The sequence below is a fragment of the Streptomyces sp. NPDC050625 genome (assembly GCF_040654755.1).
Lineage (GTDB): Bacteria > Actinomycetota > Actinomycetes > Streptomycetales > Streptomycetaceae > Streptomyces.
Genome location: NZ_JBFAIQ010000007.1, coordinates 422,686 through 443,355, shown reverse-complemented (window position 1 = coordinate 443,355; position 20,670 = coordinate 422,686). Strand labels below are relative to the sequence as shown.

The following is a 20,670-nucleotide window of genomic DNA, read 5'->3' as shown; positions in this document are numbered from 1 at the left end:
CGCACCGTACGACATCGGGTCGTACGACGGCACAGCTAAGTGACTGCACAGTAACCACCCGGCCGATCACCCGACCGACCGGGTGGCCACCATCGAAGCCGATGGGCCGCCCGAGGTCAGGACGTTGCGGCCTTCTTGCCCCGGGTCGCTCCGCCACGCCCACGCAGCGTGACGCCCGACTCGCTGAGCATCCGGTGTACGAAGCCATACGAGCGGCCGGTCTCCTCGGCCAGCGCCCGGATGCTCGCACCGGAGTCGTACTTCTTCTTCAGGTCTGCCGCGAGCTTGTCGCGCGCGGCGCCGGTCACCCGGCTGCCCTTCTTCAGAGTCTCGGCCACCCGTGCCTCCTCATGGGAAGTGCGCTCTGGTCCCCTCATGATCACCCCTCCGGGGCGTGATGGCCACCCATTCGGCAAGGTCCGTGAGACATGGTTTTGACGACAGGAGCACATCCCCACAAGCGGAATCTGTGATTCCGAACACCAGTACACATACGGCCGAACGGGTTCTTTCGCGAAGTACCAGGTCAGAGACGCGGCGCGGCCGACCCCTTGTCGACAAAGGGATCGGCCGCGAAATCGATGTAGGACACACCCCGATACGAGGAGATCTCACACAGATGATGGATCACGACTAGGCCGAATGATCCATAACCCGTGGATCACCGATTCGATCAAGCGAGCGCGACGAGATCCGCGTAGTCCGCGCCCCACAGGTCCTCGACGCCGTCCGGCAGCAGGATGATCCGCTCCGGCTGGAGCGCCTCGACGGCGCCCTCGTCGTGGGTGACGAGGACGACCGCGCCCTTGTAGGTGCGCAGCGCGCCGAGGATCTCCTCGCGGCTGGCCGGGTCGAGGTTGTTGGTCGGCTCGTCGAGGAGCAGGACGTTCGCCGACGAGACCACGAGCGTGGCCAGGGCGAGCCGGGTCTTCTCGCCGCCGGAGAGGACACCGGCCGGCTTGTCCACGTCGTCGCCGGAGAAGAGGAACGAGCCCAGCACCTTGCGGACCTCTACGAGGTCCAGGTCGGGGGCGGCCGAGCGCATGTTCTCCAGGACCGTGCGCTCGGGGTCCAGGGTCTCGTGCTCCTGGGCGTAGTAGCCGAGCTTGAGGCCGTGGCCGGGGACGACCTCGCCGGTGTCGGGCTGCTCCACCCCGCCGAGCAGCCGCAGCAGGGTGGTCTTTCCGGCGCCGTTGAGACCGAGGATGACGACCCTCGACCCCTTGTCGATGGCCAGGTCGACGTCGGTGAAGATCTCCAGCGAGCCGTACGACTTGGACAGCCCCTCGGCCATCAGCGGGGTCTTGCCGCAGGGCGAGGGCTCGGGGAAGCGGAGCTTGGCGACCTTGTCGGACTGGCGGACCGCTTCGAGGCCGGACAGTAGCTTCTCGGCACGGCGGGCCATGTTCTGCGCGGCGACCGTCTTGGTGGCCTTGGCGCGCATCTTGTCCGCCTGGGCGTTGAGCGCGGCGGCCTTCTTCTCGGCGTTCTGCCGCTCCCGCTTGCGGCGCTTCTCGTCGGCCTCGCGCTGCTGCTGGTAGAGCTTCCAGCCCATGTTGTAGATGTCGATCTGGGAGCGGTTGGCATCCAGGTAGAACACCTTGTTGACGACCGTCTCGACCAGGTCGACGTCGTGGGAGATCACGATGAAGCCGCCGCGGTAGCTCTTCAGGTAGTCGCGCAGCCAGATGATCGAGTCCGCGTCGAGGTGGTTCGTCGGCTCGTCGAGCAGCAGCGTGTCCGCGTCGGAGAACAGGATCCGGGCCAGCTCGATACGGCGGCGCTGACCACCGGAGAGCGTGTGCAGGGGCTGGCCGAGCACACGGTCGGGCAGGTTGAGCGCGGCGGCGATGGTGGCGGCCTCGGCCTCGGCGGAGTACCCGCCCTTGGTGAGGAACTCGGTCTCCTGGCGCTCGTACTGCTTGAGGGCCTTCTCGCGGGTGGTGCCCTTGCCGGTGGCGATGCGCTCCTCGTTCTCGCGCATCTTGCGGATCAGTACGTCGAGGCCGCGCGCGGAGAGGATGCGGTCACGGGCGAGAACGTCGAGGTCGCCGGTGCGGGGGTCCTGGGGGAGGTAGCCGACCTCGCCGGAGCGGGTGACGGTGCCCCCGGCGGGGATGCCGTCGCCGGCCAGGACCTTGGTCAGGGTCGTCTTGCCTGCGCCGTTGCGGCCGACCAGACCGATGCGGTCGCCCTTGGCGACACGGAAGGAGGCGTTCTCGATGAGGATGCGGGCACCGGCGCGCAGCTCGATACCGGAGGCGGAGATCACGGACAGACTCCAGGGCGGAGGGGGTTGGCGGGTGGGCGGCTGAGGACGTTCCCGCCGTCTAATGCGCGAGGAGAATGGCCATGGGCCAAGTCTAACGGGGCGGTGCAAGCGCTTTTTCTGCGCGCAGCCGCACGGATACGGCTGCCCCAGCTCCCCCGCCACGCGCCCACCGACCGCTCCACCCCAGCTCGCGAACGGCCCCACCGCGCACGGTCCGGCCGCCCGCGCGCATGGACCGGCCCCCCGGACACCTGCCCGACCGTGACGAACCGCACGCCGACGACGAGCGTCGCGGGGCGAAGCAGCGGTGGTCCCGGGGTGTTGTCAGTGGTGGGTGCCAGACTGGGCAGCAGGCTCACGACACCGGTGCAGGACCGACGCACGAGGAGTGATCGGCATGGCAGGTACGGGCGGTGGGCGGCCGAGTATTTTCCCGACGTTGCTCTACGTGGACGCGAAAGCCGCGATCAAACAGCTCACGGAGGCCTTCGGGTTCACCGAGCTCTCGGTGTACGAGGGCGAGGACGGCTCGGTGCTGCACGCCGAGCTGGTGCAGGGCAACGGCGCCGTGATGATCGGCTCCAAGGGCCGCGGCGGCGTCTTCGACGCGGCGATGAAGGACGCCGGCCCCGCGGGTGTGTACGTCGTCGTGGACGACGTGGACGCCCACCACCAGCGCGCCGTGGACCATGGCGCGGACATCCTGATGCCCCCGACGGACCAGGACTACGGCTCGCGGGACTACATGGCCCGGGACGCCGAGGGCAACATCTGGAGCTTCGGCACGTACGCCCCCGAGACAACGGCCTGAGCCGCCCCTCTCGCCCGCCCGGCTATCCCCCGGTGTGCACCTGGAAGGCCGCCCGGCGCACGGCCTTGGCCAGGGCGGGGTCGGGGTGGGCCGCGGCGAGGGCCACCAGGACCTGCACGGTGCGGGGATGACCGACGGCGCGCACCTCGTGCAGCAGTTGCGGGACGGTGGGCTGCACCGCGGACTCCAGGTGCCGGACGAGCAGCGGCGCCTCGCCGTGGTCGGCGACCGCGGCGGCGGTGTCCACCCACAGCCAGGTGGCCTCTTCCCGGGTGAGGACCTCGTGGGCGTCCTCCGGATCGGCACCGTCGTGCTCGGCTAGCCACAGCAGGGCGTACGGCCGCAGGGTCGGGTCGTCGGCCACCGCGCGGACGTCGGGTTCGGCGGGGGCGCCGACGACACGCAGCGCCTCGAAGGCGAGGCCGCGCAGCAGGGCGTCCTCGCCGCGGGCGGCGCCGATGAGTTCGGTGACGGCGCTGCCGACGGTGCGCGCGGCGAGCCAGGCGCGGTACTCGGCGCGGGCCGCGTTGGGGCGGAGCCGGGCGCAGCCGCGCAGCATGGCCTCGGCGGCCTGTTCGATGTTCCCGGCGGGGCTCTGCGCGGCCACGCAGATCTGCTCCAGCTTGACCCAGACCGCCCAACTGCCCAGCGGGGTGAGCGTGGCCTGGCCGTCGCCGCAGGTGAGGGCGCCGACGGAGGCGAGGGCGTGCAGGGACCAGTCGAGCAGGGGGGCGAGCGGGGTGTCCCCGACGGGCGCGGGTTCCGCCACCTCTGCGCCGGCGGACGGCACGGCGGTGGTGAGGCTCGCGGGCCCTGGCTCGTAGGGGACTTCGCAGCGCTCGGTGCGCAGTTCGGTGACCCGCTGCTGGAGCAGGTCGAGAAGCTGCTCGACCGGGACGGGACCGGCGGACAGCTGGAGGAAGGAGAGCACCTGGGGCATGGCCGAGACGACCTCGGCGACCGCGGCGGGCTCGTGGTCCGGGGGTTCCGGGTGGGCGAGCGACCAGGCGTCGAAGAGGGCGACCCAGCCGCGCAGTACGGCGCTGTCGTCCCGGTCCCAGGCGCGCAGCCGCCAGCCGGGGCGCGCGCTGTCGCCGTGCACCTCGACGAGGCCGGCGAGGCGGGCGATGTCCCAGTCGGCGCGGACCTGAGCCGAGGTCAGGCCCAGGTCGGCGGCCGCCCGTTCGGCGGTCGCGTCGGAGAGGGTGGCCTTGCCGTCGTCGGTCCCACCGGCGCGGCCGGGGCCGAGGGCGGCGTCGGCCCAGTGGGCGACGCGGGCCGCGTCGGCCAGACCGGAGCGCGCCATTCTGGCCAGTTCCACGGGGGCCGGTGTGCCCTCCGGAGGGCGCGGTGCGGGGCGGCGCGAGGGCCGCTGGTTCATCGCTCTGGGGGCGGCGGCCAGGGGTCGCGGTCGGACAAGTCGAAGCCTGGAGTCGCGCGGGATACGGGACGTCACGGGTGCAGTCTTCCGGTTGACGGTCCGAAAACCCAAACGGAATGTAACGGCGGGCGACGGGGCTGGCCAACGCACGCGCTCCGGCGGGGGCCGGGGAGGCGGGTTCAGGCCAGTGGTACGGCCTTAAACGGAACGGCCGGGACCGGGCTTGCGGCCCGCGCGCCCGGCAGGCGGGGGCGTGCGGGAAACCTCACATCAGCGGGGTCAGGAACCGGCGCAGCCGCTCCTCGTACTCCTTCGGGTCGGCGTTCCACATCGCCGCGTGCGGGGCGTGCGGCACCGTGTGGAGGGCGACGCGGTCGGGGCGGCGGGCGGCGAGCCGGCGGGAGTGGGCCCAGGGGGCCACCTCGTCGTCCGGGCCGTGGATGATCAGGGTGGGCACCCTGAGCTGGTCGGGGTCGGCGGTCTCGGCCACATGGTCGGCGTGCAGGCCGGCCCGGCCCTGGGCGGCGCGCACCGCGAGCGGCAGCAGGGCCTCCGGGGTGTGCCGGGCCGTGGCCAGGGCGCGCAGCGTGGCCTCCCAGCTGAGGACCGGCGAGTCGAGGACCAGACCGGCGACGTGGTCGCGCACCGGGGAGTGCAGGGCGGCGCGCAGCGCCATGGTGGCGCCGGTGGACCAGCCGTACAGGAGGACGCGGCGCGCGCCGTACCGGACGGCGTAGCGGATCGCCGCGTCCAGGTCGCGCCATTCGCTCTCGCCGAGGTGGTTGAGTCCGTCCGGCGGGCGCGGTGCGCCGAGATCGCCGCGGTAGGCGAGGTCGAGCACCGGGAGGCGCCGGTGGTGCAGGAACCCCATGACGTTCATGGGGTGCTCGCGGGTGGTGCCCAGGCCGTGCACGGTGATCACCCAGGTGTCCCGGTACCCGGGCACGAACCAGGCGGGCAGGGCGCCGAGTTCACCGGGCACGTCGATGTCGGCGTGGTCGAGGCCGAGGGCGGTGCTCGGGTTGCCGACGTGCACGTTCGGGGTGAGCCAGACCCTGTCGCCGGAGTCGAGGGTGCCGTGCGTGACCCGTTCCAGACGGCGTACGACGGTGTCGGCCTTGTGCTCGGCGGACTCCAGGACGGGTCCGACCACGGCGTGCGAGCCGTCGCCGGACAGGCCGTAGAGGCCGGGGCGCAGGGAGGCCAGGTCGCGGGTGAGCGTGATCCGGCCCGCGGCGGTGCCGTGCACCGTGAGCCGGGGCTCGGTGGGCAGTGGCCGGCCGGGCGGCGCCTTGAGTGCGGCGTCGCTGGCTATCCGCCCGGCGGCGACGCCGGCCGCGCCGGCCGCCAGGACCGCGGTGACGGCTGCGGCCGTCGCTGTGACAGTACGCACGCCTCCAGTGTCCCGGCGGACCCGGTCACCGGCCAGTGGGCGCAGGCCCGTCCGATGACACCTGCGGTCTTCGGCCGGTGGCACCGGGTGTTCCCGGAGGGCGGCGAGTGTTCCCGGAAGGCGGCGAGTGTTGGAAGGCGCCGGGTGTTCCCGGAAGGCGCCGGGTGTTGGCGCCGGGTGTTCCCGGAAGGCGCCGGGTGTTCCCGGAGGGCGCCGGGTGTTCCCGGAGGGCGCCGGACCGCCCCGAAGGCCGTCAGCGGCGCTGGCCGTACCCCCGCAATCGCTCCCCGGCCTCGGCCAGCTGCCGCTCCGACAGCAGCGACGGTGTCAGGCCGGGTACCGATGACGCCGTCAGCCACAGCCGGCACATCCACTCCAGCTGGGCGGTGCGGTCGTAGGCCTGGTCGAGGGAGGCACCGTAGGTGAGGGTGCCGTGGTTCTGGAGGAGACAGCCCGAGCGGCCGGTGAGGGCCTGGAGCATGTTCTCGGCCAACTCGTCGGTGCCGTACGTCGCATACGGGGCGACCCGGACGGGGCCGCCGAGGGCGCCGGACATGTAGTGGATCGGCGGAAGTTCGGTGACGAGCGTCGAGACGGCGGTCGCGTGGACGGCGTGGGTGTGCACGACGGCGCGGGCGTCGGTGGTGCGGTGGACGGCGAGGTGCATGGGCAGCTCGCTGGTCGGGACGAGGGTGCCGAGGACCTGCCGCCCGGCGAGGTCCACCCCGGTCACGTCGTCCGGCGTCAGCCGGTCGTAGGGCACGCCCGACGGCGTGACCAGCACGGTGTCGCCGACGCGCACGGACACATTGCCGGAGGTGCCGACGACCAGTCCGTCGGACACGGTCCGGCGGGCCGTCGCGACGAGCGCCTCCCAGGCGTGCGCCTCCCCGTCGGACACAGACCTCCTCCGTACCTCCGGCACAGGCCGGGCGCCGTCCCGGTCATCCCGTCCGTCCCGCTGGTTCCGCCGCTGCTCAGCCATGCGGCGATCCTGCCAGCCGGCGCCCCGACGGGCCCTCGGAGCGGGGGAACCGGCCGGGTGACCAAAATCTCTTCAACGGGCCCTTGAACCGGCTGAGGCCGTTCGCCCGGGGCAACTGGTCAAGGGGCGTCTGGGCCCCTGGGCCGAAGCGGGCCGGAGCGGAGCGACAACCCCTCGTTTGCGACACCCCGAGTCCTGCCCCAGTTCACCTTCCGTTCACCCAGGTTTCCTACGGTCAACCAGCCAATGACGTCCTCTGAACGATTGCCTGGGTAAATGGAAAACTTCTCGCTGATCCTCGCGATTGTGGTGGCAACCGCACTCGCGTTTGATTTCACGAACGGTTTCCACGACACCGCCAACGCGATGGCCACGACCATCTCGACCGGTGCGCTCAAGCCCAAGGTCGCGGTGACCATGTCCGCCGCGCTCAACCTTGTAGGCGCCTTCCTCTCCGTGGAGGTCGCCAACACGATCTCCAAGGGTCTCGTCGACGAGACCGGCATACGTCCCGAGGTCATCTTCGCCGCCCTGGTCGGCGCGATCCTCTGGAACCTGCTGACCTGGCTGGTCGGGCTCCCGTCCAGCTCCTCGCACGCCCTGATGGGCGGTCTGATCGGCGCGACGATCGCGTCGGCCGGCACCGGCGCCGTCCACGGCGACGTGCTCGTCACCAAGGTCCTGATCCCGGCCGTCGCGGCCCCGATCGTCGCCGGCGTGGCCGCCATGCTCGCCACGAGGTTCTCCTACGGGCTGAGCAAGGACGCCGACAGCGCGGCCACCCGCAAGGGCTACCGCGCCGGCCAGATCGCCTCCGCCGGTCTCGTCTCCCTCGCCCACGGCACCAACGACGCGCAGAAGACGATGGGCATCATCACCCTCGCGCTGATCGCCGGCGGCGCCATCGCCCCCGACTCCAACCCTCCCGTCTGGGTGATCCTCTCCGCCGGCCTCGCCATCGCGCTCGGCACCTACATCGGCGGCTGGCGCATCATCCGCACCATGGGCAAGGGCCTGACCGACCTTCAGCCGCAGCAGGGCTTCTCGGCCCAGACCAGCGCCGCGACGGTCATCCTGGCCTCCTCCCACCTGGGCTTCTCCCTCTCCACCACGCACGCCGTCTCCGGCTCCGTGATGGGCGCGGGCATGGGCCGCAAGGGCGGCGTGGTCCGCTGGTCCACCGCGACCCGCATGGTCGTGGCCTGGGCGCTGACCCTGCCGGCGGCCGCCCTGGTCGCCGCGCTCGCGGAGTCCGTGACCGACCTGGGCGACTGGGGCACCGCGGTCGTCGCCGTCTTCCTGATCGCCTCCAGCGCCGCGATCTGGAAGCTCTCCCGCCGTCAGGTGGTCGACCACAGCAACGTCAACGACACCGAGGAGCCGGCCGGTGTGGTGACCACGGCGATGGCCGCCGTGACGCCGCCCCCGGCGGGCACCGTGACCGAGGACCTGACGGCCACCATCCCGTCCCCCGCGACCGCCCCCGCCGCGGCCCCCGCCACCGACCCGGCCGCCCCTCCGGCCGCCACCGTCTGACCCCGAGACCCGGTTACTAAGGAAGCATCACCATGAAGATCGACTGGGCAGCCCTCGGCTCCGTCTTCGGCGTCAGCCTCGTGGTCACCGTGGGCCTCGTGGCCCTGTTCACCCTGGGCGTCAAGGGCCTCGCGCACCGCGAGCGCGCCACGGCCCAGGGCGGCTCCGCCCCCCTCGCGGTCACCGGAGCGTACGTCTGCTTCGCTGCCTGCGCGGCGGCGGTGGCGTACGGCATCTACCTGATCATGGCCAAGGCCTGACCCTGGCCCAGTTCATGGCCCAGTTCATGGCCAAGGCCTGACCGAGCTCTACCGGGCTCCTCCCCGATGCCTTCGGGGAGGAGCCTTTTCGCGCGCCCCCACCCGCCCGCGCAGCGCCGGTGTGGGTCTCAGCACACTCTCCTCTTGCAGGTCAACAGCAAGTTGACGGCCCTTCCGGAGGCATGGTGGACTGCCAAAGCCATGTACGGCGGCAAGGGAGGAAGCCGGTGTGAATCCGGCGCGGTCCCGCCACTGTCACCGGGGAAGAACTCTCCGGAAGCCAGGAACTCCCACCGCCGGTCTCGTCGAACCAGGGCGCGGACACCCTGAGTGAGGACATATCGCCATGCTCGGCTGCCGATTGAGGTACAGCACCAGGTCGCTGCTCGACCCCACGGCCGGCTGAGCCGATGCGTGCCGATCGCGTCTTCGCGTACGGCGCCTCCGCCGGCCTCCTCGGTGACCTTCTCCTGGGCGATCCACGCCGTGGGCATCCGGTCGCCGCTTTCGGGCGTGCGGCAAGCGCCGTGGAGCGGGTGCTGTGGCGGGACCACCGCGGCTGGGGCGCCCTGCACACCGCCGCGTGCGTCGGTGGAGCCGTGGCCCTGGGCGCCCTCGCCCGCCGAGCCGTACGTCCCTCCCCCGCCGTCTCCGTCGCGCTCACCGCTGCCGCCACCTGGGCCGTGGTCGGGGGGACTTCGCTCGCCCGGGAGGCCCGGGCCGTCGGGCGTGCCCTGGAGGCGGGCGACGTGGCAGGGGCCCGGGCGCGGCTGCCTCACCTCTGCGGACGCGATCCGCAGGCGCTCGACGCCGACGGGATCGCCCGGGCCGTGGTCGAGTCCGTCGCGGAGAACACGTCCGACGCCGTCGTAGGGGCGCTGGTGTGGGGCGCCGTGGGCGGCGTGCCCGGGCTGCTCGGGTTCCGCGCGGTCAACACCCTTGACGCCATGGTCGGGCACAAGTCCCCCCGGTACCGGCGCTATGGGTGGGCCTCCGCCCGCCTCGACGACGTCGCCGGATGGCCGGGGGCCCGGCTCACCGCCGTACTGGCCGCCGCCGCGGGCCCGGATCCGCGCGGCGCCCTGCGTGCCTGGCGGGCCGACGCGCACAGGCATCCCAGCCCCAACGCCGGTCCCGTCGAGGCCTCCTTCGCGGGGGCCCTGGGCTTGCGGCTCGGCGGAACCCTCTCCTACGGAGGCCGGGTCGAGCACCGGCCCGTGCTCAACGGCGGCGGCCGGACCGTGGCCACCCAGGACATCGACCGGGCCGTACGGCTGTCCCGTCGGGTCGGTCTGCTCGCGCTCGGCGTCGGGATCGCCGCGCGCGCAGTCGCAGCCAGGACAAAGGGGGGCACGTCATGAACGGTGGTCTGCTCGTCGCCGGCACCACCTCCGACGCGGGCAAGAGCGTCGTGACGGCGGGGATCTGCCGGTGGCTGGTGCGACAGGGCGTCAAGGTCGCGCCCTTCAAGGCGCAGAACATGTCCCTCAACTCGTTCGTGACGCGCGAGGGCGCCGAGATCGGACGGGCGCAGGCCATGCAGGCCCAGGCGTGCCGGGTGGAGCCCAGCGCGCTGATGAATCCCGTGCTGCTCAAGCCCGGTGGGGAGCAGAGCAGCCAGGTCGTGCTGCTGGGGAAGCCGGTGGGCGAGTTGAGCGCCCGCGGCTATCACGGGGGCCGGCAGCAGAGACTTCTCGGGACCGTTCTCGACTGTCTCGCCGAGTTGCGGGGCACGTATGACGCGGTGATCTGTGAGGGGGCGGGCTCTCCCGCCGAGATCAATCTGCGGCGGACCGACATCGTGAACATGGGGATCGCGCGCAACGCCCGGCTCCCCGTGCTCGTCGTCGGCGACATCGACCGCGGAGGCGTCTTCGCCTCCTTCTTCGGGACCGTCGCCCTGCTCTCGCCCGAGGACCAGGAACTTGTCGCCGGATTCCTCGTGAACAAGTTCCGTGGGGATGTGTCCCTGCTGGAGCCGGGGCTCGACATGCTGCACGGGCTCACCGGGCGGCACACCTACGGAGTGCTGCCGTTCCGGCACGGGCTCGGCATCGACGAGGAGGACGGGCTCCGCGTCTCGCTGCGCGGCACCGTGCGCGAGTCGTCCGTCGCACCGCCCGTCGGGGAGGACGTGCTGCGGGTCGCCGTCTGCGCGATCCCGCTCATGTCCAACTTCACCGACGTGGACGCCCTGGCCGCCGAGCCCGGTGTCGTCGTGCGGTTCGTGGACCGGCCGGAGGAACTCGCCGACGCCGACCTCGTCGTGATCCCGGGCACCCGGGGCACGGTCCGGGCGCTGGAGTGGCTGCGGGAGCGGGGGCTGGCGGACGCCCTGGTCGCAAGGGCCCGCGAGGGCCGGCCCGTTCTCGGCATCTGCGGCGGCTTCCAGGTGCTCGGCGAGCACATCGAGGACGACGTCGAGAGCCGCGAGGGACACGTGGACGGGCTCGGGATCCTGCCCGTGCGGGTGCGGTTCGCCCGCGAGAAGACCCTCACCCGGCCCGTCGGCGAAGCCCTCGGCGAGCACGTCGAGGGGTACGAGATCCATCACGGGGTCGCCGATATCCACGATGGGGACCCCTTCTTGGACGGCTGCCGGGTCGGACAGACCTGGGGCACGCACTGGCACGGCTCCCTGGAGTCGGACGGTTTCCGGCGGGCCTTCCTGCGCGAGGTGGCGGCCGCCGCGGGCCGCCGCTTCGTACCGGCGCCCGACACCTCGTTCGCCGCGCTGCGCGAGGAGCAGCTCGACCGGCTCGGCGACCTGATCGAACAGCACGCGGACACGGACGCGCTCTGGCAGCTCATCGAGTCGGGCGCGCCGCAAGGACTGCCTTTCATTCCACCGGGAGCGCCCGCATGAGCACAGTGTTGTTGTTGTCGACCGCCGACACCGATCTGCTGGCGGCCCGGGCCTCCGGCGCGTCCTACCTGATCGGCAACCCGACCCGGGTCGACGTCACCGAGGAGCTTCCGGAACTCCTCCGGCAGGCCGACCTCGCCGTCGTACGGCTGCTCGGCGGCAAGCGGGCCTGGGAGGAGGGGCTCGCCGCGCTGAAGGCGTCCAGCGTCCCGACCGTGCTGCTGGGCGGGGAGGCGGTGCCCGACGCGGAGTTGATGGCCGAGTCGTCCGTGCCGGCCGGTGTCGTGGCCGAGGCGCTGCGCTATCTCGTCGAGGGCGGGCCCGCCAACCTCACCGAACTGGCGCGCTTCCTGTCCGACACCGTGCTGCTGACGGGCGAGGGCTTCGAGGAGCCGCGGAAGATGCCCGAGCACGGCGTCCACGGCGAACGTGCCCTCGTCGAGGGCCGGCCCACAGTCGGCGTGCTCTTCTACCGGGCCCATGAACTGAGCGGCAACACCGCCTTCGTGGACACACTGTGCGACGCGATCGAGGCGCGGGGCGCCAATGCCCTTCCCGTGTACTGCGGTTCGCTGCGCGGTGCCGACGCCGGGCTGTACGAGATCCTCGGCCGGGCCGACGCACTGGTCGCCACGGTCCTCGCCGCCGGCGGCACCCACGCCTCGCAGGCCTCGGCGGGCGGCGACGAGGAGGCCTGGGACATCGGGGCGCTCGCCGACCTCGACGTCCCGGTGCTGCAAGGGCTCTGTCTGACCTCCTCCCGTGCCACGTGGGACGCGTCCGACGCCGCCCTCTCCCCCATGGACGCGGCGATGCAGGTCGCGATCCCGGAGTTCGACGGCCGCCTGATCACCGTGCCGTTCTCCTTCAAGGAGCAGGGTCCGGACGACGTCCCGGTGTACATCGCCGACCCCGAGCGGGCCGGGCGCGTCGCCGGAATCGCCGTACGGCACGCGCAGTTGAAGCACAAGGCGAACGCGGACAAGAAGGTCGCGCTGGTCTTCACCGCCTACCCGACCAAGCACTCGCGCGTCGGCAACGCGGTGGGCCTCGACACCCCGGCCTCCGCGGTCCGGGTCCTCGACGCGCTGCGGGACGCCGGCTACTCCCTCACCGAATACCCCGACAACGGCGACGAGTTGATCCACCGGCTCATCGAGGCGGGCGGTCACGACGTCGAGTGGCTGACGGAGGAGCAGTTGGCCGCCGCGCCCGCGCGCGTGCCGCTCGCCGACTACCGGGCGTGGTTCGACAAGCTCGACCCCGAGCTGCGGAACGGCATGCTGGAGGCGTGGGGCGAGCCGCCGGGCTCCCTGTACGTCGACGGCGACGACATCGTCCTCGCCTCCCTCCGGTTCGGGAACGTCGTCGTGATGATCCAGCCGCCGCGCGGCTTCGGCGAGAACCCGATCGCGATCTACCACGACCCGGGCATGCCGCCGTCGCACCACTACATGGCGGCGTACCGCTGGCTGGAGAACTCGTTCGGAGCGGACGCGATCGTCCACATGGGCAAGCACGGCACGATGGAGTGGCTGCCGGGCAAGGGCCTTGGTCTGGGCGCCGGTTGTGCGCCGGACGCGGTCCTCGGCGATCTGCCGCTGATCTACCCGTTCATCGTCAACGACCCCGGCGAGGGTACCCAGGCCAAGCGGCGCGGGCACGCCACGGTCGTCGACCATCTGGTCCCGCCGATGGCCCGCGCCGACACCTACGGCGACCTGGCGAAGCTGGAGCAGCTGCTCGACGAGTACGCGCTGGTCTCCGACCTGGACCCGACCAAGGCGCCTGCCGTACGGGCACAGATCTGGACGCTGGTCAAGGCGGCCGAGCTGCACCACGACCTGCACGTGGACGAGCAGCCCGAGGACGACGACTTCGACTCGTTCGTCATGCACATCGACGGCTATCTGTGCGAGATCAAGGATGTGCAGATCCGCGACGGACTTCACATCCTCGGCGGCGGACCGGTCGCGGAGCCACGCGTCAACCTGGTCCTCGCCGTGCTGCGCGCCTCGCAGGTGTGGGGCGGGCAGGCGAACGCCCTGCCGGGGCTGCGGGCCTCGCTCGCCGAGCACTTCGGGCTGGTCGAGAAGGAGCTGCTCGCCGAGCCGGGCGCGCCGGTGAAGGTGCCGGTGGAACTGACGGACCTGGTCGAGGGCCCCGCGCGCACGGCCGCCGACGCGATCGATCTGCTGGAGCAGCTGTGCCGGCGGTTTGCGGAGGGGATGGAGGAGCGCGGCTGGGACGGCGCGGCGGTCCCGGGCCTCGTCCATGACGTCCTCGGCACCGGACTCCCCGACGCCGTCGCCGTGCTGGAGTTCGCCTGCGCCGAGGTCGTACCGCGCCTGGCGCGCACCACCGACGAGATCGGGCACATCCTGCGGGCGCTGAACGGCGGTTACGTCCCGGCGGGTCCGTCGGGTTCGCCGACCCGCGGCCTGGTCAACGTCCTGCCGACGGGCCGGAACTTCTACTCGGTCGACCCCAAGGCCATTCCGTCCCGGCTGAGCTGGGAGGTCGGCCAGTCGCTCGCCGACTCGCTGGTGCGGCGGTATCTGCAGGACACGGGCGAGTACCCGAAGTCCGTCGGCCTGACGGTCTGGGGCACGTCCGCGATGCGCACCCAGGGCGACGACATCGCCGAGATCCTGGCGCTGCTGGGGTGCCGCCCGGTGTGGGACGACGCGTCGCGGCGCGTGACCGGCTTCGAGGTGGTCGGGCTGGAGGAGCTGGGCCGGCCGCGCATCGACGTCACGGTCCGTATCTCGGGCTTCTTCCGGGACGCGTTCCCGCACGTGGTGGGGCTGATCGACGACGCGGTGCGGGCGGTGGCGGAGCTGACCGAACCGGCCGAGTCCAACTACGTACGCGCGCACGTGGAGGAGGACGCGGCCGAACACGGTGACCGGCGGCGCGCGACGGCCCGTGTCTTCGGCTCGAAGCCGGGGGCGTACGGCGCCGGGCTGCTACCGCTGATCGACGCACGGAACTGGCGCAGCGATGCGGATCTGGCCGAGGTGTATGCCGTCTGGGGCGGTTACGCCTACGGGCGCGGGCTCGACGGGCGGGCGGCGCGCGGGGACATGGAGACGGCGTTCCGGCGGATCGCGGTGGCGGCGAAGAATGTCGACACGAGAGAGCACGACCTCGTCGACGCCGACGACTACTTCCAGTACCACGGCGGCATGGTCGCCATGGTCCGCCATCTGACCGGGGCCTCCCCCGAGGCGTACGTCGGCGACTCCGCAGTGCCCGACCAGGTGAAGACCCGGACGCTGGGCGAGGAGACGCACCGCGTCTTCCGTGCCCGCGTGGTGAACCCCCGCTGGATGGCGGCCATGCGCCGGCACGGCTACAAGGGCGCCTTCGAGATGGCGGCGACCGTCGACTACCTCTTCGGGTACGACGCCACGGCCGGCGTCGTGGACGACTGGATGTACGAGAAGCTCAGCGCCGAGTACGTCTTCGACGCGGAGAACCGGGACTTCATGAAGAAGTCCAACCCCTGGGCGCTGCGCGGGATCACGGAGCGGCTGCTGGAGGCGGCCGACCGCGGGCTGTGGGCCGAGCCGGACGCGGACACCCTGGAGCGGCTGCGGGCCACCTACCTGGAGCTGGAAGGCGACTTGGAGGGCGACGAGAAGTGAGTACCCCCTTTCCGTTCACGGCCGTCGTCGGTCAGGACGACCTGCGGCTCGCGTTGCTGCTGAACGCCGTGTCGCCGGCGGTCGGCGGTGTGCTGGTGCGCGGCGAGAAGGGCACCGCCAAGTCCACGGCCGTACGGGCCCTTTCGGCGCTGCTGCCCGAGGTCGACGTCGTCTCCGGCTGCCGTTTCTCGTGCGACCCCGGCTCCCCCGACCCCGCCTGCCCGGACGGTCCGCACGAGCCGGGGGCGTACGAGTCCCGTCCGGCGCGCATGGTGGAGCTGCCCGTCGGTGCCTCCGAGGACCGGCTGGTGGGCGCCCTGGACATCGAGCGGGCGCTCGCGGAGGGCGTGAAGGCGTTCGAGCCCGGCCTGCTCGCCGACGCGCACCGCGGGATCCTGTACGTCGACGAGGTCAATCTGCTCCACGACCACCTGGTCGACCTGCTCCTTGACGCGGCCGCGATGGGCGCCTCCTACGTCGAGCGCGAGGGCGTCTCCGTGCGGCATGCCGCACGCTTCCTGCTCGTCGGCACCATGAATCCGGAAGAGGGCGAACTGCGCCCGCAACTGCTCGACCGGTTCGGGCTGACCGTCGAGGTCGCGGCCTCCCGTGAGCCCGAGCAGCGGGTGGAGGTCGTACGGCGGCGGCTCGCCTACGACGACGACCCCGACGGTTTCACCGCGCGGTGGGCCGGCGAGGAGGCCGCCGTACGCCAACGAATCGTGGCGGCGCGGGAGTTGCTGCCTTCGGTGCGGCTGGGCGACGGTGCGCTGCGGCAGATCGCGGCCACCTGTGCCGCCTTCGAGGTGGACGGCATGCGGGCCGACATCGTGATGGCGCGTACGGCGACCGCGCTGGCGGCCTGGGCAGGGCGCACCGACGTGCTCGCCGAGGACGTACGGCAGGCGGCGCTGCTGGCGCTGCCGCACCGCCGCAGGCGGAACCCCTTCGACGCGCCGGGGCTCGACGAGGACAAGCTCGACGAGACGCTGGAGGAGTTCTCCGGCAACGGCGACGGCGACGGCAACGATTCCGATCCCGATCCCGACGGTGGTGGACCGGGCGGGGGCGGCGGGCAGCCCGCGCCGGACGCCGGTCCGCAGGGCGGTGACACGGCTGCCCGGCCCGAGACCGGTGAGGGCGGCGAGCCGCAGGCGTCCGGTGCCGCGGAGCAGTCCCCCGTCCGCGCCGCCGAGCCCTTCCGCACCAAGGTGCTGAGCGTGCCCGGGATCGGCGAGGGCGCCGCCGGACGGCGTTCGCGGGCGCGGACCGAGCACGGGCGCACGACCGGGGCGCGGCGGCCGCAGGGCAAGCTGTCCAAGCTGCACCTGGCGGCCACCGTCCAGGCGGCGGCACCGCATCAGCGGGCGCGCGGCCGCTCCGGGCCGGGACTCGTCGTACGCCGGGACGATCTGCGGCAGGCCACCCGTGAGGGGCGCGAGGGGAACCTCGTGCTGTTCGTGGTCGACGCCTCCGGGTCGATGGCGGCGCGGCAGCGGATGGGCGCGGTGAAGGGTGCCGTGCTGTCGCTGCTGCTCGACGCCTACCAGCGCCGGGACAAGGTGGGGCTGGTGACCTTCCGCGGCAAGGACGCGCAGGTCGCGCTGCCGCCGACCTCGTCCGTGGATACGGCGGCGGCCCGGCTGGAGTCGCTGCCCACGGGCGGGCGGACCCCGCTGGCGGCCGGGCTGCTGAAGGCGCACGAGGTGCTGCGGGTCGAGCGGCTGCGGGATCCCGCGCGCCGGGCGCTCGTCGTGGTGGTGACCGACGGTCGGGCCACCGGAGGGGTCGAGCCGGTCGCCCTGGCCGGGCGTGCGGCGCGGCTGTTCGCAGCCGAGCAGGTCGCCTCCGTGGTCGTGGACTGCGAGTCGGGGCCGGTGCGGCTGGGGCTCGCCGGACAGCTCGCGGGTGAGCTGGGCGGTACGGCGGTGACGCTGGACGAACTGCGGGCCGACAGCATCGCCGGGTTGGTCAGGAATGTGCAGGGGACGTCGAGGAGGGCCGCGTAATGCCTCAGGGGCAGCCGAGTGTGATCCCGGACGACGGGCTGACGACGCGGCAGCGGCGCAACCGGCCGCTCGTCGTCGTCCACACGGGCATCGGCAAGGGGAAGTCCACCGCCGCGTTCGGGCTCGCGCTGCGCGCCTGGAACCAGGGGTGGCCCATCGGGGTGTTCCAGTTCGTCAAGTCGGCGAAGTGGAAGGTCGGCGAGGAGAACGCGCTCAAGGTGCTGGGCGCCTCCGGCGAGGGCGGGACCGTCGACTGGCACAAGATGGGCGAGGGCTGGTCGTGGGTCCAGCGTGACATCGACAACTCGACCAACGAGGAGAAGGCCCGCGAGGGCTGGGAGCAGGTCAAGCGGGACCTGGCGGCCGAGACGTACAAGCTGTACGTGCTCGACGAGTTCGCGTACCCGATGCACTGGGGCTGGGTCGACACCGACGAGGTGGTGCAGGTGCTGCGCGACCGGCCGGGGACCCAGCACGTGGTGATCACCGGGCGGAACGCGCCGGAGAAGCTTCTCGACCTCGCGGACCTCGTGACCGACATGTCCAAGGTCAAGCACCCCATGGACGCGGGTCAGAAGGGGCAGAGAGGCATCGAGTGGTGACGTCCCCGTCCGTGCCCCGGCTGGTCGTCGCCGCGCCCTCGTCGGGCAGCGGCAAGACCACCGTCGCCACGGGGTTGATGGCCGCGCTGACCGGGCGGGGGCTCGCCGTGTCCCCGCACAAGGTCGGCCCCGACTACATCGACCCCGGGTATCACGCGCTCGCCACCGGGCGGGTGGGGCGGAACCTCGACGCGTACCTGTGCGGGCCGGAGCTGGTCGGTCCGCTGTTCGCGCACGGTGCGCGCGGCTGCGACATCGCGGTCGTCGAGGGGGTGATGGGGCTGTACGACGGGGCCGCCGGGGAGGGTGAACTGGCGTCCACCGCCCATGTGGCGAAGCTGCTGCGGGCGCCGGTGGTGCTGGTCGTGGACGCCTCGTCGCAGTCGCGGTCGGTGGCCGCGCTGGTGCACGGGTTCGCCTCCTGGGACCCGGAGGTGCGGGTCGGGGGCGTGATCCTGAACAAGGTCGCGTCGGACCGGCACGAGGAACTGCTGCGCGACGCGTTGGACTCCGTCGGGGTGCCGGTGTTGGGGGTGTTGCGGCGGGCGCCGCAGGTGGACACTCCGTCCCGGCATCTGGGTCTGGTGCCGGTCGCCGAGCGGCGGGCGGAGGCGGTGGCGGCCGTCGCGGCGATGGGTGCGCAGGTCTGTGACGGTTGTGATCTGGATGCGCTGATGGCGCTGGCGCGGAGTGCGGGTGCGTTGTCGGGTGCGGCCTGGGACGCGGCCGAGGCCGTCGCCCCGCCCAGCGACGACCGCTCGGCTCGGTCGGCCGAGAAGCCGACGCCCGTGGTGGCTGTCGCCGGTGGTGAAGCGTTCACCTTCTCCTACGCCGAGCACACCGAACTCCTCACCGCCGCCGGTGCCGACGTCGTCCCCTTCGACCCCCTCCGCGACGAGCGACTGCCCGACGGGACGAGCGGGTTGGTCATCGGCGGCGGCTTCCCGGAGGTGTACGCCGCCGAGCTGTCCGCCAACGAACCGCTGCGCAAGGCCGTCGCGGCGCTCGCCGAATCCGGCGCTCCCGTCGCCGCCGAGTGCGCCGGGCTGCTCTATCTGTGCCGGGAGCTGGACGGACGGCCCATGTGCGGGGTGCTCGACGCCACCGCCCGGATGAGCGAGCGGCTCACGCTCGGGTACCGGGACGTCGTGGCCGTGAGCGACAGCGTGCTCGCGGTGGCGGGGACGCGGATGCGGGGGCACGAGTTCCACCGGACCGTCGTCGAGCCCGGCTCGGGGGCGGCTCCCGCCTGGGGTGTGCGCGCACCTCGACGGCGGGTCGAAGGTTTCGTACAGCAGGGTGTGCACGCGAGTTATCTGCACACGCACTGGGCGTCCGTGCCCGGTGCGGCCCGTCGGTTCGTGGAGAGGTGCAGGACGTCATGAGCAGCAGGCTGATCGGTGTCGGGGTGGGTCCGGGCGACCCGGAGCTGGTGACCGTCAAGGGCGTGAACGCCCTGCGCGCGGCCGATGTCGTCGTCGTACCGGTCATGGACTCCGGAGAACGCGGGCGGGCCGAGGCGACCGTGCTGCACTACGTGCCCGGGGAGAAGGTCGTCCGGGTGGTGTTCGCGCTCAACGAGCGGACCGACCGGGGGCGCCGGGAGGCCGCCTGGGACGCGGCCGGTGAGCGGGTCGCGGGGTTGCTCCGGGAGCGGGGCGCGGTCGCCTTCGCGACCATCGGCGATCCCAATGTGTACTCGACCTTCACCTATCTCGCGCAGACGATCGCGGAGCTGGTGCCGGGGACGGTCGTCGAGACCGTGCCGGGGATCACCGCGATGCAGGATCTCGCGGCGCGCTCGGGGGCCGTGCTGACCGAGGGCACCGAGCCGTTGACGCTCGTTCCGGTCACCGCCGGGGCGGCCGTGCTCAAGGAGGCGCTGAACGGTCCGGGGACGGTCGTGGCGTACAAGTTCGGGCGGCAGGCCGGGGAGGTCGCCGAGGCGCTGCGGGAGACCGGGCGGATCGACGACGCGGTGTGGGGGTCGGCGCTCGGGCTGCCGGAGGAGTCCATCCGGCCCGCGGGCGATCTCGACGGGGCCCCGCTGCCGTACCTCTCCACGCTGATCGCACCCGCGCGGCGCGACGGCGGCCGGGGCGGCAAGCTGTGATCGACTCGGCCGCAACCCCGCCCGGCTCAGGCGGAGATGCCCACCACCAGCCAGATGAAGGCCGCGCCCGCCACCGTGCACAGCAGGGTGGAGCGGGCGGGGTGCTCATGGTGTGCCTCGGGGAGGATCTCGGCCGCGGCGAGATAGAGGAGCGCGCCGCCGAACAGGGCGAGATAGCCGCCGAGCAGCGCCGCCGGGATGGTGAAGAACGCCGTGGACAGGGCGCCGAGGACCGGCGCGCACGCGTCCGCGACCAGCATGGCGATCGCCTTGCGGCGGGCGTTGCCGTACAGGCTGGTGATGGTGAACGTGTTGAAGCCGTCCGCGAAGTCGTGGGCGATCACGGCGAGCGCGACCGCCGCGCCCATGCCGCCGCCCACCTGGAAGGCCGCGCCGATGGCCACGCCGTCCATGGCGCTGTGGCCGACCATCGCGGCGGCCGCCGCGAGGCCCACCTCGGGCGTGCGGTGACCGTGCTCCTCGGCGCCGTGTGCGGCCTGCCGGGCGGCCAGCAGGCGTTCCACCAGATGGGCGAGCAGGAATCCGGCCACGAACAGCAGCAGGGCAGCCGGTACGCCGAAGACCTCCCGGCCCGCCGCACGCAGTGCCTCGGGCAGCAGGTCGAGGCCGACCACCCCCAGCATCAGACCGCCGGCCAGGCCCAGAACCAGGTGGCGACGGTCGGTCACGCGCTGTGCCGTCCAGCCGCCGGCCAGCGTCATCAGGAACGCGCCGAGCGCGACAAAGACCGCCATAGGCCCTTGCTATCCGATCGCACCCCGATCGCGCACA

The 20,670-nt window shown here is 72.5% G+C and carries 16 protein-coding genes and 1 riboswitch; of the genes, 10 read left to right on the top strand and 6 right to left on the bottom strand.

Going from position 1 to position 20,670, the window contains the following annotated elements; all coding sequences use genetic code 11:
• Positions 1-116: 116 nt before the first annotated feature.
• On the bottom strand, positions 117-338 hold the full coding sequence (locus AB0I54_RS20045; RefSeq protein ID WP_010355597.1) for a helix-turn-helix domain-containing protein: 222 nt from the start codon (positions 336-338) through the stop codon (positions 117-119).
• Between the two features lie 335 nt (positions 339-673).
• Positions 674-2,272 (bottom strand): ribosomal protection-like ABC-F family protein, encoded by a 1,599-nt coding sequence (abc-f, locus tag AB0I54_RS20040; protein ID WP_363297355.1) that lies wholly within the window; start codon positions 2,270-2,272, stop codon positions 674-676.
• Positions 2,273-2,669: 397 nt separating this feature from the next.
• On the opposite strand from abc-f, the gene AB0I54_RS20035 reads away from it, so the two are divergent.
• Entirely contained in the window at positions 2,670-3,083 is a 414-nt protein-coding gene (locus AB0I54_RS20035) for a VOC family protein (protein WP_363297354.1), read from the top strand.
• A 22-nt stretch (positions 3,084-3,105) separates the two neighbouring features.
• Here AB0I54_RS20035 and AB0I54_RS20030 read toward each other — a convergent pair whose 3' ends face one another.
• From AB0I54_RS20030 to AB0I54_RS20020, 3 genes are all read right to left on the bottom strand, one after another.
• Positions 3,106-4,464: a hypothetical protein gene (locus AB0I54_RS20030; protein ID WP_363297353.1), complete on the bottom strand. Its 1,359-nt coding sequence runs from the start codon at positions 4,462-4,464 to the stop codon at positions 3,106-3,108.
• Positions 4,465-4,729: 265 nt separating this feature from the next.
• A complete protein-coding gene (locus AB0I54_RS20025) occupies positions 4,730-5,857 on the bottom strand; it encodes a prolyl oligopeptidase family serine peptidase (RefSeq protein WP_363297352.1) in 1,128 nt (375 codons plus the stop codon).
• Positions 5,858-6,110: 253 nt separating this feature from the next.
• Positions 6,111-6,842 (bottom strand): class II aldolase/adducin family protein, encoded by a 732-nt coding sequence (locus AB0I54_RS20020; RefSeq protein WP_363297350.1) that lies wholly within the window; start codon positions 6,840-6,842, stop codon positions 6,111-6,113.
• A 276-nt stretch (positions 6,843-7,118) separates the two neighbouring features.
• Here AB0I54_RS20020 and AB0I54_RS20015 point away from each other — a divergent pair, with 276 nt between their 5' ends.
• The 9 genes from AB0I54_RS20015 to cobI all read left to right on the top strand — a co-directional run bounded on the left by AB0I54_RS20015 (position 7,119) and on the right by cobI (position 19,878).
• Positions 7,119-8,378, top strand: a complete 1,260-nt coding sequence (locus AB0I54_RS20015; protein WP_363297348.1) for an inorganic phosphate transporter — start codon at positions 7,119-7,121, stop codon at positions 8,376-8,378.
• A gap of 32 nt (positions 8,379-8,410) precedes the next feature.
• Complete coding sequence (locus AB0I54_RS20010) at positions 8,411-8,638, top strand: hypothetical protein (RefSeq protein ID WP_263207263.1); 228 nt, start codon at positions 8,411-8,413, stop codon at positions 8,636-8,638.
• A 168-nt stretch (positions 8,639-8,806) separates the two neighbouring features.
• Positions 8,807-8,949: riboswitch (cobalamin riboswitch) on the top strand.
• A 99-nt stretch (positions 8,950-9,048) separates the two neighbouring features.
• The gene (locus tag AB0I54_RS20005; protein WP_363297347.1) at positions 9,049-9,999 is read left to right on the top strand and encodes a cobalamin biosynthesis protein; all 951 of its coding nucleotides are present in this window, start codon (positions 9,049-9,051) and stop codon (positions 9,997-9,999) included.
• Positions 9,996-11,504, top strand: a complete 1,509-nt coding sequence (locus tag AB0I54_RS20000) for a cobyric acid synthase (protein ID WP_363297346.1) — start codon at positions 9,996-9,998, stop codon at positions 11,502-11,504. Before AB0I54_RS20005 ends, AB0I54_RS20000 begins: the two co-directional genes overlap by 4 nt.
• Positions 11,501-15,154, top strand: a complete 3,654-nt coding sequence (gene cobN / locus AB0I54_RS19995) for a cobaltochelatase subunit CobN (RefSeq protein WP_363297345.1) — start codon at positions 11,501-11,503, stop codon at positions 15,152-15,154. The genes AB0I54_RS20000 and cobN overlap by 4 nt, the downstream gene beginning before the upstream one ends.
• The gene (locus AB0I54_RS19990; RefSeq protein WP_363297344.1) at positions 15,151-17,163 is read left to right on the top strand and encodes a putative cobaltochelatase; all 2,013 of its coding nucleotides are present in this window, start codon (positions 15,151-15,153) and stop codon (positions 17,161-17,163) included. Before cobN ends, AB0I54_RS19990 begins: the two co-directional genes overlap by 4 nt.
• Positions 17,163-17,765 (top strand): cob(I)yrinic acid a,c-diamide adenosyltransferase, encoded by a 603-nt coding sequence (gene cobO, locus AB0I54_RS19985; protein ID WP_363297343.1) that lies wholly within the window; start codon positions 17,163-17,165, stop codon positions 17,763-17,765. The genes AB0I54_RS19990 and cobO overlap by 1 nt, the downstream gene beginning before the upstream one ends.
• Positions 17,759-19,150, top strand: coding sequence for a cobyrinate a,c-diamide synthase (locus AB0I54_RS19980; protein ID WP_363297342.1), 1,392 nt, complete (start codon positions 17,759-17,761; stop codon positions 19,148-19,150). Before cobO ends, AB0I54_RS19980 begins: the two co-directional genes overlap by 7 nt.
• On the top strand, positions 19,147-19,878 hold the full coding sequence (gene cobI, locus AB0I54_RS19975) for a precorrin-2 C(20)-methyltransferase (protein WP_363297341.1): 732 nt from the start codon (positions 19,147-19,149) through the stop codon (positions 19,876-19,878). The genes AB0I54_RS19980 and cobI overlap by 4 nt, the downstream gene beginning before the upstream one ends.
• Before the next feature lie 26 nt (positions 19,879-19,904).
• Here the strand turns inward: cobI and AB0I54_RS19970 are convergent, their stop codons facing one another.
• The gene (locus tag AB0I54_RS19970) at positions 19,905-20,633 is read right to left on the bottom strand and encodes a ZIP family metal transporter (RefSeq protein ID WP_363297340.1); all 729 of its coding nucleotides are present in this window, start codon (positions 20,631-20,633) and stop codon (positions 19,905-19,907) included.
• Positions 20,634-20,670 lie beyond the last annotated feature (37 nt).